General features: G+C 58.3%; 14 protein-coding genes. 6 read left to right on the top strand and 8 right to left on the bottom strand.

The genetic code is table 11. The annotated features are described in order from the left end of the window. Window positions 1–123: 123 nt before the first annotated feature. Window positions 124–1,041: an HTH-type transcriptional activator AaeR gene (gene aaeR, locus AB6T85_RS18785; protein WP_369896360.1), complete on the top strand. Its 918-nt coding sequence runs from the start codon at window positions 124–126 to the stop codon at window positions 1,039–1,041. 44 nt (window positions 1,042–1,085) lie between these two features. On the opposite strand, the gene tldD is transcribed toward aaeR, so the two are convergent. The 8 genes from tldD to csrD all read right to left on the bottom strand — a co-directional run bounded on the left by tldD (window position 1,086) and on the right by csrD (window position 13,429). Continuing rightward, the gene (tldD, locus tag AB6T85_RS18780; RefSeq protein WP_125287058.1) at window positions 1,086–2,531 is read right to left on the bottom strand and encodes a metalloprotease TldD; all 1,446 of its coding nucleotides are present in this window, start codon (window positions 2,529–2,531) and stop codon (window positions 1,086–1,088) included. A gap of 82 nt (window positions 2,532–2,613) precedes the next feature. Beyond that, window positions 2,614–6,390 (bottom strand): AsmA2 domain-containing protein YhdP, encoded by a 3,777-nt coding sequence (gene yhdP, locus AB6T85_RS18775; RefSeq protein WP_301250737.1) that lies wholly within the window; start codon window positions 6,388–6,390, stop codon window positions 2,614–2,616. Window positions 6,391–6,483: 93 nt separating this feature from the next. Further along, window positions 6,484–7,953, bottom strand: a complete 1,470-nt coding sequence (rng, locus tag AB6T85_RS18770) for a ribonuclease G (RefSeq protein ID WP_253457817.1) — start codon at window positions 7,951–7,953, stop codon at window positions 6,484–6,486. Continuing rightward, window positions 7,943–8,536 (bottom strand): Maf family protein, encoded by a 594-nt coding sequence (locus AB6T85_RS18765; RefSeq protein ID WP_253457814.1) that lies wholly within the window; start codon window positions 8,534–8,536, stop codon window positions 7,943–7,945. The genes rng and AB6T85_RS18765 overlap by 11 nt, the downstream gene beginning before the upstream one ends. An 8-nt stretch (window positions 8,537–8,544) precedes the next feature. Then, window positions 8,545–9,033: a rod shape-determining protein MreD gene (gene mreD / locus AB6T85_RS18760; RefSeq protein WP_253457811.1), complete on the bottom strand. Its 489-nt coding sequence runs from the start codon at window positions 9,031–9,033 to the stop codon at window positions 8,545–8,547. After that, window positions 9,030–10,058, bottom strand: a complete 1,029-nt coding sequence (gene mreC / locus AB6T85_RS18755; RefSeq protein ID WP_369896359.1) for a rod shape-determining protein MreC — start codon at window positions 10,056–10,058, stop codon at window positions 9,030–9,032. The genes mreD and mreC overlap by 4 nt, the downstream gene beginning before the upstream one ends. Before the next feature lie 64 nt (window positions 10,059–10,122). Continuing rightward, window positions 10,123–11,166: a rod shape-determining protein MreB gene (gene mreB / locus AB6T85_RS18750; protein WP_003855260.1), complete on the bottom strand. Its 1,044-nt coding sequence runs from the start codon at window positions 11,164–11,166 to the stop codon at window positions 10,123–10,125. Between the two features lie 313 nt (window positions 11,167–11,479). Continuing rightward, window positions 11,480–13,429 (bottom strand): RNase E specificity factor CsrD, encoded by a 1,950-nt coding sequence (csrD, locus tag AB6T85_RS18745; protein ID WP_369896358.1) that lies wholly within the window; start codon window positions 13,427–13,429, stop codon window positions 11,480–11,482. Between the two features lie 179 nt (window positions 13,430–13,608). Here csrD and acuI point away from each other — a divergent pair, with 179 nt between their 5' ends. The 5 genes from acuI to accB all read left to right on the top strand — a co-directional run bounded on the left by acuI (window position 13,609) and on the right by accB (window position 17,593). After that, entirely contained in the window at window positions 13,609–14,586 is a 978-nt protein-coding gene (acuI, locus tag AB6T85_RS18740; RefSeq protein WP_369896357.1) for an acrylyl-CoA reductase (NADPH), read from the top strand. A gap of 239 nt (window positions 14,587–14,825) precedes the next feature. Next, window positions 14,826–15,833, top strand: coding sequence for a protein-methionine-sulfoxide reductase catalytic subunit MsrP (gene msrP, locus AB6T85_RS18735; RefSeq protein ID WP_253457798.1), 1,008 nt, complete (start codon window positions 14,826–14,828; stop codon window positions 15,831–15,833). Further along, window positions 15,833–16,432: a protein-methionine-sulfoxide reductase heme-binding subunit MsrQ gene (gene msrQ, locus AB6T85_RS18730; protein ID WP_253457796.1), complete on the top strand. Its 600-nt coding sequence runs from the start codon at window positions 15,833–15,835 to the stop codon at window positions 16,430–16,432. The genes msrP and msrQ overlap by 1 nt, the downstream gene beginning before the upstream one ends. A 216-nt stretch (window positions 16,433–16,648) precedes the next feature. Further along, window positions 16,649–17,101, top strand: coding sequence for a type II 3-dehydroquinate dehydratase (aroQ, locus tag AB6T85_RS18725; protein ID WP_199746318.1), 453 nt, complete (start codon window positions 16,649–16,651; stop codon window positions 17,099–17,101). A gap of 21 nt (window positions 17,102–17,122) precedes the next feature. Continuing rightward, the gene (gene accB, locus AB6T85_RS18720) at window positions 17,123–17,593 is read left to right on the top strand and encodes an acetyl-CoA carboxylase biotin carboxyl carrier protein (protein ID WP_125287048.1); all 471 of its coding nucleotides are present in this window, start codon (window positions 17,123–17,125) and stop codon (window positions 17,591–17,593) included.

Genomic DNA, 17,593 nt, shown 5'->3' with positions numbered 1-17,593 from the left:
TCAGGCGTCAGCATTTCGGCGAGTTGAGTTACGGAATGGTAACCCGGCGATGCTATAGTAACGCGGCTGACTATCTGTTTTCTACCAAATGTGATCTAAATCACTTTTAAGCCAGAGTTAATAATGGAAAGAATGAAGGGCATGTCCGTGTTTGCGCGTGTGGTGGAGCTGGGCTCTTTTACCGCGGCCGCCAACCATCTGCAAATGAGCGTTTCCGCCGTCAGCCAGATCGTGGCGAAGCTGGAGGATGAGCTACAGGTCAAGCTGCTGAACCGCAGCACGCGCAGCCTGGGCCTGACCGAAGCCGGAAAAATCTATTTCCAGGGCTGCCGCAGGATGATGTCGGAAGCGCAGCAGGTGCACGAGCAGCTGTACGCCTTCAACAATACGCCGATCGGCACGCTGCGCATCGGCAGCTCTTCGACCATGGCGCAGAACGTGCTGGCGAATATGACCGCCGAGATGCTGAAAGAATATCCTGGCCTGACGGTGAATCTGGTGACCGGCATCCCTGCGCCCGACCTGATCGCCGACGGGCTGGATCTGGTGATCCGCGTTGGCGCGCTGCGCGATTCCAGCCTGTTCTCTCGCCGCCTTGGCTCAATGCCGATGGTGGTCTGCGCCGCCAAAAGCTATCTGGTGCAGCACGGCACGCCGGAAAAGCCTTCGGATATCGGCAACTTTTCCTGGCTGGAGTACAGCGTGCGGCCCGACAACGATTTTGAGCTGACGTCGCCGGAAGGCCTCGCCATTCGCCTTTCGCCGCAGGGACGCTTCGCCACCAACGATTCGCAAACGCTAATCCGCTGGCTGGTGGCCGGAACGGGCATCGCCTACGTGCCGCTGATGTGGATCATCGACGAGATCAACGCCGGTAAAATTGAAATCCTGTTTGCGCACTATCAGTCCGATCCCCGGCCGGTTTATGCGGTTTATACGCAGAAGGACAAGCTGCCGCTGAAGGTACAGGTGTGTATCAATTATCTGACGGATTACTTCCATAAGGTGGCGGACGTGTACCAGGAGTACCGGCAGAAATAAAAAAGGCGAGCCGCTATGGCTCGCCTTTTCGTGGTCGCTATCCGTCAGGCGGTGCCGCCCACGGTCAGCTTATCCAGCTTCAGGGTCGGCTGGCCAACGCCGACCGGCAGGCTTTGCCCTTCTTTGCCGCAAACGCCCACGCCTTTATCCAGCGCGAGGTCGTTGCCTACCATCGAGATTTGCTGCATCGCCTCAATACCGGAACCGATCAGCGTGGCGCCTTTCACCGGTTTGGTCACTTTGCCGTTCTCAATCAGATAGGCTTCCGAGGTCGAGAAAACAAATTTCCCGGAGGTGATATCCACCTGACCGCCGCCGAAGTTTGGCGCATAGAGGCCATACTCGACGCTGGCGATGATATCTTCCGGCGTCGACTTGCCTGCCAGCATATAGGTGTTGGTCATGCGCGGCATCGGCAGATGCGCATAGGATTCGCGGCGGCCGTTGCCGGTAGGCTTAACGCCCATCAGGCGGGCGTTCAGCTTGTCCTGCATATAGCCTTTCAGCACGCCGTTTTCGATCAGCACGTTGTACTGGCCCGGCACGCCTTCGTCATCCACCGCCAGCGACCCGCGCAGGCCTTCGATGGTGCCGTCATCGACCACGGTGCAGAGATCGGACGCCACTTTCTGGCCAATCTGGCCGCTGAACACCGAGGTGCCGCGACGGTTGAAGTCGCCTTCCAGACCGTGACCAACCGCTTCGTGCAGCAGCACGCCAGGCCAGCCCGCGCCCAGCACCACCGGAATGCTGCCCGCCGGCGCCGCGACGGCGCTCAGGTTGACCAGCGCCATCCGCACCGCTTCACGCGCCCAGGCTTCCGCGCGGGTTTCGCCAGACTCGTCGGCCAGGAAAAATTCGTAGCCGAAACGGCCGCCGCCGCCGCTGGAGCCGCGCTCGCGCTTGCCGTTGTCCTCAACCTGCACGCTTATCGACAGGCGAACCAGCGGACGCACGTCGGCCGCCAGCGTGCCGTCGGTGGCCGCCACCAGCACCATCTCGTAAACGCCGCTCAGGCTGGCGCTGACTTCCTGTACACGCTTGTCCGCCGCACGCGCCGCAGAATCCACGCGATGCAGCAGCGCGATTTTCTCTTCACGGGTCAGGCTTTGCAGCGGATCGGCCGTTGGGTAAAGCGGGCGGTTCATTACCGCGCCCAGCGTGTGCGATTTGCCGTTGCCCTGCTCGCGCACAATACTGCGCGCCGCCGTGGCGCTTTGCGTCAAAGCGTTCAGCGTGATCTGATCGGCGTAGGCGAAGCCCGTTTTTTCGCCGCTGATGGCGCGCACGCCGACGCCCTGATCGATGTTCCAGGAGCCGTCTTTGATAATCCTGTCTTCCAGCACCCAGGATTCGTGGTAGCCGGACTGAAAATAGAGGTCGGCGTAGTCCAGCTTGCGTTCCGAGAGCTGACCGAGAAGGGAAAAGAGATCCTGTTGGTTAATATTATTAGCAGTTAGTAACTGTTCACTTACCAGATTCAGACTCATGTATTCTCGCTCTGTTTGGGAGCCAGTCGCCGCTGGCGTCGTAATCTCTATAGCCTGAGGCAATTCCCCGGTCACGTCAAATTCACTTCGCGCTCTTTTCTCGCGGCTTGCGCAGCACTTCGTCAATTTGCGGCTTATCGAGCGGCCCGGAAAGATGGTAGCGCAGCACCGAGATCTTATTCCACAGCGGCGCCAGCGCCTTGCTGGCGGCAAAGACCGCTGCGCCGACCACCGGATTAACGGCGAACGCGGCGGCGACGCCGACGGTCGCGGAAATTTCCGGCGCGACTACCGCTTCCATATCGATTTGCCGTTTCACCAGGTCGATTTTGCCCTGCATGGCGATGTCGGCTTCCAGGCCATCCACCAGCAGGTTATCGGTACGCAGCACGCCCTTTTCAATCCAGGCAGTGCCGTTAATGGAATCAAAATAGAAGCCCTGACTGAAAGTGTCGGTGAAATCAAGGCGCAGCTTGCGCAGTAGCGCATCGAAACTGACCAGCCGCAGCAGCTGGCCGGCGCGGCCGGTATTCACATCGGCAATTTGTCCGGCGCCCATGTGCGATTTCAGCACACCGCTCAGCGTCGCCACCGACGGCTGCCACGGCGCGGCCTGCCAGTGAAGATCGTAATCGATGTTAAACGGCGCATCCCGCAGCGGCGAATTCATGCCGAACCAGTTGGTGGCATCGTCAACTTTTTTGCCGCTGAGCGAGCCTTTCAGCGCCGTGCGCTGCGCGCCCGGCTGGTTGACCCATTCGCCTGCCACCTTCAGTTTTGCGCTGCCGATATCGATCAGGCCGTTTTGCAGCTTTAAGGTATCGCGGGTGTGGCTCAGATCCGCCGCCATCCGGCCGAAGCGCTGGCCGCGCAGCCAGCATTCGTTGCAGCTCAGATTAACGGCGGGCCAGCTGCTGAAATCAATTCCGCTGGCCTGCTCGCCGGAAAACGGCGTGGAGCCGCTGGCCGCTGGCCACTGCGGGTTGTAATAGAGGTAGCTGAGCTGGCCCAGCCACGGCGCGTGCTGTCTCATTACCAACTTGCCGTCGATCTCGCGTCCTTTGGCCTGCACCACGTTTTCGCCCGCTACCGTCTGGCTCAGCGTTGCCTCCAGATCGTGCCAGCGCTGCCCGCCCAGCGTCAGCGCCGGCGTGCGCAGCGTGATATCGCCCGGCAGATAAGCCTGTCCGCCGCCTGCGCCTGTGCCGCCCGCCAGCAGCCCCAGCCAGGCTTCACCATCCAGCGGCGGCAGATTAAGCGTCATGCCTGACGTTGCCGGCAGCGGCGGCGTTTGCGTGGCGTCATTTTCCCAGATGCCGCGATCGACGCGTGGCTTACCCAATAGCCAGCGGCTGTTGAAACGGTGCTTTTCACCTACCGCGCCATGCAGCGTAAAGGCCGACAGATCGCCCTGCGCCTGAACGCGGATCGGCATCGGCGCAGCCCGCTCTTTATCCAGCGGCGAAGGTAAGTTACTGCTTACATTTTTCAGATCGCCGGTCAGCGAGACCTTGTAGTTCGCGCCTCCGCCGTGCGGCAGCGTAATGGCGACCGCGCTTTGCCAGCTGGCGCTGCCGTTCAGTTTTTCGCGCAGCGCCTTCGGCACCGCGTCGATTTTGCCCGGCTGCCAGTCGCCTTTAAGATCGACGCCGATAGCGTAATGCTTTTCGCCTTCCTGGGTAGTAAACGTGACGCCCATCGGCTGCCCGAACCAGCTGGCGGTCAGCGGCTCGCTTTGCAGATTGCCGTTGTCGTAAGTGAAGCGGCCGCTCAGCTGTTTGATGGTGCTGTTAAGCGGTTTAATAAACAGCGAATTATTATGCAGAGCCACATCGCCGCTGGCTTTAACTTCCTGCCCATCCAGCGGGATATTCAAATGTAAGCGACCGCTTACATCGCCACCGATCTGTAGCTCGTCCAGCGCCGCGCCCAGCGTTGGCTTCAGCGGCGTCTGGTTAAAGTAGCGGCCGATTTCCGTGCCCGCCCCGCTGATATCGCTGTCGATAATCAGCTTTTCTTTCATATAGTCAGGAATAACGGCGGCAACGTTTTTGCCCTGCACGTTGCCCAGCATTGCCCGATCCGCCTTCATAAACAGGCCGTCGTTGATAAAGTTCAAGTTGATATCCAGCTTTTCCAGATCCGGCCAGCCGGGCTGGAAGCGATAGGTCGCCTGACGCAGCGGCACCCAAACCTGGAACATACCGTCGTTGTGTTTGAAAGGGAAAAGCTGGGGATTGCCCGCAAACAGCAGCGTGGCGTTTTGCGCCTGCCCGCCTTTGATGGCGCCGCTGAGATAGTCGACCAGTTTGGTGCCCATCAGCGGTTCCGGGAAGTAGCGCCAGGCGTCTGCCGCATCGGTCAGGTTAATGCCGGCCAGAATATCCAGCCGCGGCGCCTGCTCTTTGACCTGCGCCCAGGTGAAGTCGCCCTTCGCCCACAGCGAGCGCGCCTGCACATCCAGATCCCGTCCGGCCAGCGTGACGCCCTGCTCGTCGCTCCGCCAGCTGAAGGCGCCGCTGGCCTGCGCGATTTGCAGCGGCGCGCGGAACATGGTGCCATCGGGCAGCGAGGCATCTTTCAGCCTGAAATTCAGCTTGCCGTCCGTGACGCTGCCGGTAAGCGAGCCGCTAAAATGCTGCATTCCCGGCAGCAGCTCCCAGTGCTGCCAGCTCAGATTTTGCCAGCGGGCCTGAAAGCGGGTTTTCTCCGGCTGCTGTAAAGGAATATCGGCGGCCAGCGCCTGAACTTCGCCGTGCGGCTGCAGCGTGCGCCAGTTAGTCAGCAGCGTCGGCGTCACTTTGGAAAACAGCGGCAGCAGCGCATCGATACGCTCAAGCGCCAGATGGGTGGCGCGTATGCGTAGCTCTTCCGGGCTGGACGAACGTTGCGGCAGCCAGAGCAGCGATACCCGCCCTTTTGGCCAGGCTATGCCGTCGGTATGCAGGCTGGTTCGCGGCATTTCGGCACGCCAGCCCTGCTCAACGCGGCTGATATGGGCGGCGAGGTTATCCACGGTGAAGTGGTGTGCCTCGTTTTCGCCCTGCCATTCCGCGCCGCCTTTCTTTAATAAGATATCGCCGCTGTGGATTTCGCCGTTTTCAAGGCTCATCCAGGCAGCCAGCGAGAAGCGGGCGCTTTTCAGCGTGGTGTTGTCCTGCATCCACTGGCCCAGCCAGGGTTTGACATCCACATCGTCCGCCTGCATCCAGGCGCGCCCGGTATCGAGATAGCCATTGGTGTCGCTGAGATCGAGACGCACCTGTACCACGCCGTGCTGGCCGGTAAAGCTGGACAAACTGACCAGCCCTTCCGCACGGTGACGGTTTTTTTCGTTCAGCCAGGTAAGCTGCGGCATATCCAGCCTGGCGCGCTGCCCGGAAAGCGTCAGAAAACTGATCTGGCTTTGTTGCAAATCGAAGTGGTCAAACTGACGCAGAAAGAGATCGCTGAACTGGCCCGGCTTGAGCTCTACTTTGCCGCTGTCGCCGGCGGTGAGCGGCGTATTGGTGACGAGATCCAGTCGCCAGAAGACGAGATTGCGAAACTGCGGGCGCAGATGCAGCAGCGATTGCCAGACGTCAAAGGCCAGCGAAACGCGATCGACCTTCAGCGAGCCGCCGTCCTTCAGGCCGATATTAAGGGCTTTGATTTCCAGCACCGGGCCGAAATTCTCCCAACGCCCGTTAAGGGAAGCGGCTTCTACCGGCATGTCGATAGCGCTGGAAAGGCGCTGCAGCAGAGGCGTGCGCCAGCTGTTGATATGCGGCATCGCCAGACGCAGGCCGCTGACTATCAGCGCAATAATAACGACGATTATTGCGCCGGTCAGTAGCAAGATCCTCGGCAATTGCCTCACACACCTCTCCTTGATGCCCGTCACTGCGGGCAATAACTGTATTTATCCCCGGTGGGGCGCGCTGGCTTTGTTCTGAACGGGATAGCCGATGGCTTACATCATCACCACGTCAAACTGCTCCTGAGTATAGAGCGGTTCAATCTGTACTTTCACCTGCTTGCCGACGAATATCTCTACTTCCGCCAGCGCATGGGATTCGTCGGTTTTCAGCGCCTCGCCAACCGCAGGCGAAACGTAAACCAAAAAACGGTCCGAATCGTAGGCGTGATGAACGCGGACTATTTCGCGCATGATCTCATAGCAGACGGTTTCCACGGTTTTCAGCGTGCCGCGTCCTTTGCAGACCGGGCAGTCCTGACACAGCACATGCTCAATGCTTTCCCGCGTGCGTTTACGGGTCATCTCTACCAGCCCAAGCTGCGAGAAACCATTGATGCCGGTTTTGACCCGATCCTTACTCAGCGCCTGCTCCAGCGAGTGCAGCACGCGACGGCGATGATCTTCGTTATTCATATCGATAAAGTCGATAATGATAATGCCGCCGAGGTTGCGCAGACGCAGCTGGCGGGCGATCGCCTGCGTCGCCTCGACGTTGGTGTTAAAGATGGTTTCATCCAGATTGCGATGGCCGACAAAGGCGCCGGTATTGATATCGATGGTGGTCATCGCCTCGGTTTGGTCGATGATCAGATAGCCGCCGGATTTCAGCTCCACCTTGCGATCCAGCGAGCGCTGGATTTCGTTTTCCACATCGAACAAATCGAAAATCGGCTGCTTGCCGGTGTACAGCTCCAGCTTTGCCGTCATTTCAGGAATGTATTCGCTGGTGAACTCCACCAGATGTTCCCACGTCTGACGCGAATCGATACGGATACGATCCAGGGCGGCCCCGGCGAAATCGCGCAGGATACGCTGCGACAGCGCGACCTCGCCATAAAGACGACAGCGGGTTTTATTGCGCTTTTTGCGCTCGATGACCTTAGTCCACAGGCGTTTTAGAAACGCGGCGTCGGAAGCCAGCTCCTGTTCGCCCACGCCTTCGGCGGCGGTGCGGATAATATAGCCGCCCAGCTCGTCGCAGTAGGCGGCCACCACGGACTTAAGACGCTCGCGCTCCGCTTCGCTTTCTATACGTTGCGAAACGCCAACGTGCGACGCGCCCGGCATAAAGACCAGATAGCGCGAAGGCAGCGTGATATCGGTGGTGAGACGCGCGCCTTTAGTGCCCAGCGGATCTTTCACCACCTGCACCATCAGATCCTGTCCCTGGCGAACCAGTTCGGAAATATCGCGTACGGAAAAGTTTTTACGCTCGTCGCCCGCTACGCATTCGGTATGCGGCATGATGTCGGAAGCGTGCAGAAAGGCGGCTTTTTCCAGCCCGATATCGACAAAGGCAGCCTGCATGCCCGGCAGAACCCGGCTGACGCGCCCTTTATAGATATTGCCGACAATGCCCCGGCGCGCTTCGCGTTCAATATGAATTTCCTGCAGAATGCCGCCGTCAATATAGGCGACGCGCGTTTCCGAAGGGGTAATATTTACCAGAAGTTCAGCCGTCATCTTGTTCCCTTACCTCACGCAGCGCGTGAAACTGGCTCAGCAGCTCAGCCGTTTCCACCAGGGGCAGCCCCACCACCGCGTGATAGCTTCCATTGATTTTTCTGACGAAATTCCCGCCCAGTCCCTGAATGCCATAGGCGCCCGCTTTATCCATCGGCTCGCCGCTGGCGATATAGGCCGCAATGTCCTCCTCGCTCAGCAGGCGAAAAGTGACTTCCGTTACCACCATGCACGCCAGCTGCCGTTGCCGATCGGCCAGCGCGACGGCCGTCATCACCTGATGCGTCTGGCCGGAAAGTTTAGCCAGCATCGCGGCGGCGGCGGCCTCGTCTGCCGGTTTCTCCAGCACTTCGTTGTTCAGCACCACGATGGTATCGGCGCCCAGCACCGGCAGATCCTGCTCCGCCACCGCCACGCCGGCCTGCGCTTTTTCCAGCGCCAGACGCCGGACGTAGGCTTCCGCCATTTCGCCGGGCTGCTGCCGCTCTTCAACCTGCGTGCTTAAACGCGCAAAACGCAGACCAAGCTGCGTAAGTAATTCACGACGACGGGGAGAACCGGAGGCCAGGTAAAGGGATATCATACTCTTCCTTATTGTACGGCAAACTGGCGACGTATTTTTCTCATCAGCAAGAACAGCCAGGGCCACAGAATACCGTCTATTACGCTGCTCCAGAAGATTTCCGGACGAAACGAGACGTTAATAACTAAAAATTCCGCCCAGAAGACAATGACATCCATCGCCAGCGACAGCACCATCACCATCAGCGCCTGCTGCCAGAGCGCCAGATTGCGGAATAGCTGGAATTTAAACGCCACCAGGTAAGCAAGGATGCTGAAAGCCAGCGCACGCACGCCCAGCGTCGAGCCTGAAATCAGATCCATTATAGATCCCATCACAAAACCCGTGCCGACATTCACGCGATGCGGCAGCGCCAGCACCCAGTAAATCAGGATCAACAGCAGCCAGGAAGGCCGGAACATATAGAGCTGATCGGGCCACGGCATGATTTGCAGCACCAGCGCCACCAGAAACGAGCACCAGATAACCCAGCGACCATGGCTGCGATAGCTGCTCAAGGCTGGCCTCTGCGCGAGGCGGGCGCGGCAGCGGCAGGCGCGGCCTGAGCCGCAGGCGTTGTCTGGCCGGTTGTCGATGCGTTATCCGGCGCAGGCGGCCCCATCATTTCGCTGGCGGCCGGCAGCACCTGCGGCATCATCTGCATCAGGCGCTCGTTGGCGACGCGGTGCACTTCATCCGGCGCCATCGGCATGGTGCCGTTGCGATCCGCGCCCCACAGCAGTAGCAGATAGCGCAAGCGTTGCAGGCCCGCCGTCGGACGCGCCTGGATCACGGTATAGGCGCGCTGCGTATCGAGCTTCACGGAGGACACCACGCCGACCGGGTAGCCTTCCGGGAAGCGACCGCCGAGGCCGGAAGTGACCAGCACGTCGCCCACGCGGATATCGGTGTTGCCCGGCAAGTGCTCAAGCTGAAGATCTTCCGTACAGCCGTTGCCCGCCGCAATCACGCGGATATCGTTGCGCAATACCTGAATCGGCAGCGCGTGAGAGGAGTCGCAAATCAGCATGACGCGGCTGGTGATTTTGCCGACGGCGACGACCTGACCGACCACGCCTTTATCGCTGATAATCGGCTGGCCTTCGTAAACGCCGTTTACGCTGCCTTTGTCGATTACCACCTGATCGGTATAGGGATCCGTGCCGGTAGAGATGACCTGGGTGACCATCTTGTGCTCGTCCTGACGCAGCGGCGAACCAAGCAGCTCGCGCAGACGCGCGTTTTCCTGCTTAAATTGCCCCAGCATCAGCAGCTCGCTGTTTTTCAGCATCAGCTCGCGATGCAGGGCTTTGTTTTCCAGCTCAAGCTGCTGGCGAGAGGCCAGCGTGTCGGAAACGCTGTCCAGAATCTGACGTGGCCCGTTGGCCAGAAAATAGAATGGGCTGACCGCCGTATCCATGTAGGTGCGTATCTGGCTGAAAGCGCCCATACGGCTGTCGGCGATAATCACGCCTATCGCTACCACAACTGCCAGAAACAAGCGTAACTGCAGGGATGGGCCCCTGCTGAAGATCGGCTTCATAAACTCGGCGTATTCCTCGACATCATTAACAAGACGCGCGGGACCCGCGCGCCTTCATGGCAAATTATTCTTCGCTGAACAAATCGCCGCCGTGCATGTCGATCATTTCCAACGCCTTACCGCCGCCGCGTGCGACGCAGGTCAGCGGATCTTCAGCCACTACCACCGGAATACCGGTTTCTTCCATCAGCAGACGGTCAAGGTTGCGCAGCAGCGCACCGCCGCCGGTCAGCACCATGCCGCGCTCGGAGATGTCAGAGGCCAGCTCTGGCGGACACTGTTCCAGCGCAACCATCACCGCGCTAACGATGCCGGTCAGCGGCTCCTGGAGCGCCTCCAGAATTTCGTTGGAGTTCAGCGTAAAGCCGCGAGGCACGCCTTCCGCCAGGTTACGACCGCGCACTTCGATCTCACGCACTTCGTCGCCCGGATAAGCGGAGCCGATCTCATGTTTGATTCGTTCAGCGGTGGCTTCGCCGATCAGCGAGCCGTAGTTACGGCGCACGTAATTAATAATGGCTTCGTCAAAGCGATCGCCGCCGATGCGCACGGAAGAGGAGTAAACCACGCCGTTCAGAGAGATCACCGCAACTTCCGTGGTGCCGCCGCCGATATCGACCACCATTGAACCGGTCGCTTCCGAAACCGGCAGGCCAGCACCGATAGCGGCTGCCATCGGCTCTTCAATCAGGAAAACTTCACGCGCGCCTGCGCCCTGTGCGGATTCACGGATCGCACGGCGTTCAACCTGGGTCGCGCCGACAGGCACACACACCAGCACGCGCGGGCTTGGGCGCATAAAGCTGTTGCTGTGAACCTGTTTGATAAAGTGTTGCAGCATCTTTTCGGTCACAAAGAAGTCGGCGATCACGCCGTCTTTCATTGGACGGATAGCAGCGATATTGCCGGGGGTACGACCCAGCATCTGCTTGGCGTCATGACCTACTGCCGCGACGCTCTTTGGGGAACCGGCACGATCCTGACGAATAGCAACGACGGAAGGCTCATTCAGAACGATGCCCTGTCCTTTCACATAAATCAGGGTATTGGCGGTACCCAGGTCGATGGACAAGTCGTTGGAAAACATGCCACGGAATTTTTTAAACATACTGAAGGATAATCCTGCTAGCTGGGGGCGGATAATAAAATCCGCTTACTTTACCAACCACACGAAGCAGCGACAAGGCGCAAAAACGCTCTACTTCGGTGAAAAATCACGCTATCTCTCGCCTGAGTCACAACCCAAAAAACTACGCGAGCAGAATGCCTGAGTTCAGGCGCATCGCCCCTGTTTTAAGGCCGTTTTACGGACATAACGTACATGAATTTTTACATATTTAGGCACTGCTTTACCGCCCGTCAAACGTAGCCGGCACCACAGCTGCGCGGCTATTCTACGTGAAATCCGGCTTAACGGCAGACTAAACTCGATATCTTTGCGAATATTTTTTCATATCGCCTGTCAGCAGCTGCGAAGGAGCAAAAAAATCGCCCTGGCCGCCGTTTATCCCTGACTCCGTTAAGGTTTGCCATTCACTTCGGGTTTTTACGCCTGCGGCGAAAACCTGCGTTGACGTACCCTTGCAGCTTTCGAGCAAACTCTGCACAAACAGCTGATTCTCCTTGCGACGGTCAATATTGCGCACCAGACCGGGATGCAGCTTGATCAGTTCCGGCGACACCACCTTGATGTAGACCGTACTGACCAGCGTTAACCCTGCCTGGATAATGGCAATACGGCAGCCAAAACCTTTCAGTAAATGAAAGGCGCCGTGCAAGCGGCAGAGATGTTGACCTACATCCGCTTCCGCAAGTTCAAATAAAATACGGTTTCTTTGTGATTTAGTGTATTGCAGCAGCATATCGCGCAGCCAAATCTGGAAAGGACGCTGCAGGAGCGCATCGATCGTCAGCGGTATCGCCAGCGTTTCCTCCGGCCAGGCCTGGATAAAGCTCAGGATGCGGCTTATTAAAATTCGGTCATAACCTTCGGCCATGCCCAGCTGCTGCACCAGCGGCAGATATTCAGCCGCCGCCAGCTCGGTTTTGCCGTCAAAGATCCTCGGCATGATTTCGCGATGGTGCAGCCGCCCTTCCCGCGTTACCGCCGGTTTCTGATACAAACGCGGCCCGCCGCGACTGAGGGTATTTTCCAGCAGCGTGCGCCACTTGACGCTGCCCCGGCTCAGCTCCGGCGCCGGTTTTTCGCTGACCGACCAGTTATTGCCGCCCAGCAGCGCCGCGTGCCGCGTGGCCAGCTCGACGTTTTCCATGACCTGCTGCGTGGTTTGCCCGCTTTGCCAGGCGCTGATGCCGATATGGATCATATCTTCCCGATCCAGCATGCGCGTGGGCGGCAGCGCATCCACGGCTTTGATCAGCTGGGAGGCGATGCTGTCGGCATCCTTCAGGCTGCGATGCGGCAGCAGAACGGCGAAATCACTGCGGAAATAGCGTGCCAGCAGCGCACCGGGATAGCGCATCACGAAGGTAGACAGCAGGTTCACCAGGCCGAAAAGGTAATCCTGCACGGGCGCATGGCCCCAGTTGTCACGCAGCGTGTCGAGATCCGGCAGGCGGATCATCATTACCATGCCGTGCGCGCCGGCGGTTTCGCTATCTTCCAGCAGCGTGGCCAGCTGGTTGTCGAAGAAAAGGCGGTTATGCAGGCCGGTCATGGGATCCTGCGCGGCGAAAGCCCGGATCAGCGTATCAACGCGATTGCGGCGCTCGGAGGCTTCCTGCAAATCGCCGAGCAGCAGATCCAGCGCGCTGCTGGCCTTGGGCGGCCACTCCAGTACGGAACCCGGGCGCACGGTTTCTCTTTCGCCCCTCAGCACTTTTGCCGCGCGATTTTCCAGCCGCTCCATGCCTTCAAGCTGCCGGTACAGCCAGCGATGCGAGAAAAACAGGATCAGCAGCAGGATGCCGAGCGCCAGCACCAGCAGGCTTAAGATGGACGCGCCAATAAAGGACATCAGCCAGGTTTTCGCGCTGTCTATCCAGACGATATGCAGCACGTACCGGGCATGTTTGCTCAGAGGGATAACGCTGTCGCGATAGCGGTTAGGCTCATCTTCCATCAGCGCATCCTGATGGCGGGAAAGGGTTTTAACGGGCTGATTATTTACCATGAAAGTGATGCGAACAACCTGTAAAGGCCCCATCACCTGCGACAGCCCCGGGGCTATCTGGTCAGGAGATTGATGGTCGAGTGCCCTGTCGATGTCGTCCGCCATCGTCTGCAGACGATGCTCAGCGCGCAAATCGCTAAGGTAATAAAAGCTCATTACGCCGCCCACCAGCATGACAAGCATGACCAGTGCGCTGACAAAGGTAATCATTGCGGAGAGTTTGGTGGTTAATCGCATCCTTGTGCTCTTTGGCTACCGTGAAAGAGACGCCGTAGCAAAAAGCAGTAACGGCGAATGGCTTTGCAGAGACCTTCCTCATGCTTTTATGCATCTTAAACAAAATTTTACTGATTGCCGGGAGTATAGTGAGGTCAGACTTTTATTATACCTTTCCGTTCCATTTTCAGGAGATTCTCATGCACGCACTGGTTCTCGAACAGTCCGAAGGCAAAACCCTGGCCACGGTAAAACAGCTCAGCCCGGACGCCCTGCCGCCGGGCGAGGTGACGGTAGATGTCAGCTGGTCAGGCCTGAACTACAAAGATGCGCTGGCGATTACCGGCAAAGGGAAAATTGTCCGGCAGTTTCCGATGGTGCCCGGCATCGATTTTGCAGGCCAGGTGCGCCACAGCGAAGATCCGCGCTTTCATACCGGACAACAGGTGCTGCTGACCGGCTGGGGCGTAGGGGAAAATCACTGGGGCGGCCTGGCGGAACAGGCCAGGGTAAAAGGCGACTGGCTGACGCCGATGCCGGAAGGGCTTGATGGCCGTCGGGCGATGATTATCGGCACGGCCGGCCTGACCGCTATGCTGTGCATCATGGCGCTGGAGGAAGGCGGCGTGCGGCCTGACAGCGGCGAGGTGATAGTGACCGGCGCCAGCGGCGGCGTGGGCAGCACGGCGGTTTCCCTGCTCAGCTCGCTCGGCTATCGGGTGACAGCGGTAAGCGGCAGACCCTCCACCCATGACTATCTTCACCAGCTGGGCGCCAGCGAGATCCTGCCGCGTGAGGCTTTCAGCGCCGACAGCCGACCGCTGGAAAAACAGCGCTGGGCCGGCGCGGTGGATACCGCTGGTGATAAGGTACTGGCGAGCGTGCTGGCGCAGATGAACTACGGCGGCGTGGTAGCGGCCTGCGGCCTGGCGGCCGGGTTTGCATTGCCAACCACCGTAATGCCTTTTATTCTGCGCAACGTGCGCCTTCAGGGCGTCGATTCCGTTACGGCACCCGCAGAGCGTCGCCTTGCGGCCTGGAAAAGGCTGGTTAAAACGCTGCCAGACGCGTTTTATCAGCAGGCGACAACGGAAATTGCGCTGGTCGATGCCGCTGCCAGCGCGGCCAAACTGCTTAATAACGAGATTACGGGCCGGACGCTGGTAAAAATTCGCTAGCGCGTTATATCACCTGGCGTGCCGATCCCGCCAGGTGGTTTTTATCGCGCGCCGCTTGCCGCCCGGCGTAGCGAACCCGCCTTATATTTACCTTTCTTCAACATTCACATAACTGATTACACTTCCTGCTCTCTTAACGGTTTTACGGAGCTGATATTCTGCGCGCCAGCCGCTTTTTTATTCGCTGAATTCGCTTTTTTTGGTCATGCTAAAAAGTGACCGTCTCTGGAGACACAGCCATGAAGCCCGTTGATAAACTCACTGAAAACGATGTTACCCCGGAAAGCATTTTCAACGCCCGGCGTCGCCAGGTAATGAAAGCGCTGGGGATTAGCGCCGCCGCGCTGTCGGTGCCGACGGCCCGCGCCGACGTGCTTTCCTGGCTACAGGGAAAAGGCAAAGAGAGCCAGAAAGCGCCGGCCGGTAAACCGCTCGACTTCAGCAAGCCCGCACAGTATCAGGCCGACTTAGCGTTGACGCCGGAAGATAAGGTAACGGGCTACAACAACTTTTATGAATTCGGCCTGGATAAAGCGGATCCGGCGGCCAACGCCGGCTCGTTGAAAACCGCCGACTGGAAAATCGAGATCGGCGGCGAAGTAATGAAGCCGATGACGCTGGATATGGACGATATCTTTAAGCGGTTTCCGTTAGAGCAGCGTATTTATCGGATGCGCTGCGTAGAGGCCTGGTCGATGGTGGTGCCCTGGATTGGGTTCGAGCTGGGCAAGCTGTTAAAAGCCGCAGAGCCGACCAGCAATGCGCGCTATGTCGCCTTTCAAACGATTTACGCGCCGGAAGAGATGCCGGGCCAGCGCGATCGCTTTGTCGGCGGCGGCATCGATTATCCCTATGTGGAAGGGCTGCGGCTGGATGAAGCGATGCATCCGCTGACCATGTTAACCACCGGCGTTTACGGCAAAGCGCTGCCGCCGCAAAACGGTGCGCCGATCCGCCTGACCGTGCCGTGGAAATACGGGTTTAAGGGCATCAAGTCCATCGTGAAAATTACCCTGGTCAAGGCGCAGCCGCCGACTACCTGGAACCTGCTGGCCTCGAACGAGTATGGCTTCTACGGCAATGTGAATCCGCATGTCGATCATCCGCGCTGGTCGCAGGCTACGGAGCGTTTTATCGGCTCCGGCGGCATTCTGGACGTCAAGCGTCAGCCCACGCTGCTGTTTAACGGCTATGCCGACCAGGTGGCTTCCCTCTATAAGGGATTAGATCTGCGGGAGAACTTCTAGTGCGTCTGACGGGCAAGCAGATCACCGGCCTGAAAGTACTGCTGCATCTGGCCGGTTTTTTACCTTTTCTCTGGCTGATCCTGTCTATTAACCAGGGCTGGCTGAGCGCCGATCCGGCAAAGGATATCCAGCATTTTACCGGCCGGATGGCCCTGAAATTCCTGCTCGGCACGCTGCTGGTCACGCCGCTGGCGCGCTACGGCAGGCAGCCGCTGCTTATCCGCGTCCGTCGCCTGCTGGGACTGTGGTGTTTTGCCTGGGCCACGCTGCATCTGGTCAGCTATTCGCTGCTGGAGCTGGGTATCGCTAACCTCAGCCTGCTGGGTTCGGAGCTGATCTCGCGTCCCTACCTGACGCTGGGGATTATCAGCTGGTTTATCCTGCTGCTGCTGTCGCTGACCTCTTTTCAGAAAGCGCAGCGAAAATTGGGCAAAAACTGGCAAAAGCTGCACAACGCCATTTATCTCGTCCTGATCCTGGCACCTGTCCACTATCTGTGGTCGGTTAAAACGTTCTCGCCCCAGCCCTGGATCTACGCGTCTCTGGCGCTGATCCTGCTGCTGTGGCGCTATAAGAAATTCCGTCAGTGGCTGCGATAAAACGTGCGCCGCCGCGCATAACCGGATGCTTTCTTAGGCGTCCGGTGGATTATCTTCGCTGATACGACCAGTATTTAGCTGCGAATTGCGTTGAAATCGTTATAATGCCCGGTTTTAAACCCGTGCAGGGGCCAAATTTCACCGTGAAAGGTGACAAATGGCTTTTCGCATTGTATTTTGTGCGATGCCTCAATTATCGCAGGAGATAGCAGCAAGATGGCTGAAAAGTTTCACATACTGCTTTTGAATGGTCCCAACCTGAACCTCCTTGGCACTCGCGAGCCGGAGAAGTACGGCAGCACGACCCTTCCCGATCTCGTCAGCGGGCTAACTGCGCAGGCTGACGCGCTCAATGTGAAGCTGAGTCATCTGCAGTCTAACGCGGAACACGCGTTAATTGACCGCATTCATGAGGCGAGAGGCAATGTCGATTATATCGTCATTAACCCGGCGGCCTATACGCATACCAGCGTGGCGCTTCGTGATGCCCTGCTTGCAGTCAGCATCCCGTTTATTGAAGTGCACCTGTCCAATGTGCATGCCCGCGAGCCTTTCCGCCATCATTCTTATCTTTCTGATATTGCTGCTGGCGTAATTTGTGGACTTGGCGTCGACGGTTATTCCTGGGCTTTACAGACGGCGGTTAAACGCCTGTCACAATCTAATTAAACAGAGTACGGAACCACACTAATGGATATTCGTAAGATTAAAAAACTGATCGAACTGGTTGAAGAATCAGGCATTGCTGAACTGGAAATTTCTGAAGGTGAAGAGTCCGTTCGCATCAGTCGTTCCCCGGCCAATTCAGGCTACCCAATGATGCAGCAGGCCTGGGCTGCCCCAATGCAGCCGCAGCCAGCGCTGGCAACCGCCGTGGCACCAGCCACCACGCCAGCGATGGAAGCGCCTGCCGCTGCCGAGATCAGTGGCCACATCGTACGTTCACCAATGGTCGGTACTTTCTACCGCACGCCAAGCCCGGACGCGAAAGCCTTTGTCGAAGTCGGCCAGAAAGTTAACGCTGGCGACACCCTGTGCATCGTTGAAGCGATGAAAATGATGAACCAGATCGAAGCCGATAAGTCCGGCGTGGTAAAAGCGATCCTGGTCGAAAGCGGTCAGCCAGTAGAATTTGACGAGCCGCTGGTAGTCATCGAATAA

The sequence above is a fragment of the Erwinia aeris genome (assembly GCF_041224955.1).
Taxonomy (GTDB): domain Bacteria; phylum Pseudomonadota; class Gammaproteobacteria; order Enterobacterales; family Enterobacteriaceae; genus Erwinia; species Erwinia aeris.
The sequence above is the reverse complement of the archived record's forward strand: the minus strand, read 5'-3'. Positions and strand labels throughout refer to the sequence as shown.

What these genes read in the sequence shown, in the direction of transcription:
- aroQ (WP_199746318.1), top strand. Translation starts at nt 16,649, where the DNA reads ATGGCTGAAAAGTTTCACATACTGCTTTTGAATGGTCCCAACCTGAAC.
- csrD (WP_369896358.1), bottom strand. Translation starts at nt 13,429, where the DNA reads ATGCGATTAACCACCAAACTCTCCGCAATGATTACCTTTGTCAGCGCA.
- mreC (WP_369896359.1), bottom strand. Translation starts at nt 10,058, where the DNA reads ATGAAGCCGATCTTCAGCAGGGGCCCATCCCTGCAGTTACGCTTGTTT.
- accB (WP_125287048.1), top strand. Translation starts at nt 17,123, where the DNA reads ATGGATATTCGTAAGATTAAAAAACTGATCGAACTGGTTGAAGAATCA.
- rng (WP_253457817.1), bottom strand. Translation starts at nt 7,953, where the DNA reads ATGACGGCTGAACTTCTGGTAAATATTACCCCTTCGGAAACGCGCGTC.
- acuI (WP_369896357.1), top strand. Translation starts at nt 13,609, where the DNA reads ATGCACGCACTGGTTCTCGAACAGTCCGAAGGCAAAACCCTGGCCACG.
- msrP (WP_253457798.1), top strand. Translation starts at nt 14,826, where the DNA reads ATGAAGCCCGTTGATAAACTCACTGAAAACGATGTTACCCCGGAAAGC.
- aaeR (WP_369896360.1), top strand. Translation starts at nt 124, where the DNA reads ATGGAAAGAATGAAGGGCATGTCCGTGTTTGCGCGTGTGGTGGAGCTG.
- AB6T85_RS18765 (WP_253457814.1), bottom strand. Translation starts at nt 8,536, where the DNA reads ATGATATCCCTTTACCTGGCCTCCGGTTCTCCCCGTCGTCGTGAATTA.
- tldD (WP_125287058.1), bottom strand. Translation starts at nt 2,531, where the DNA reads ATGAGTCTGAATCTGGTAAGTGAACAGTTACTAACTGCTAATAATATT.
- mreB (WP_003855260.1), bottom strand. Translation starts at nt 11,166, where the DNA reads ATGTTTAAAAAATTCCGTGGCATGTTTTCCAACGACTTGTCCATCGAC.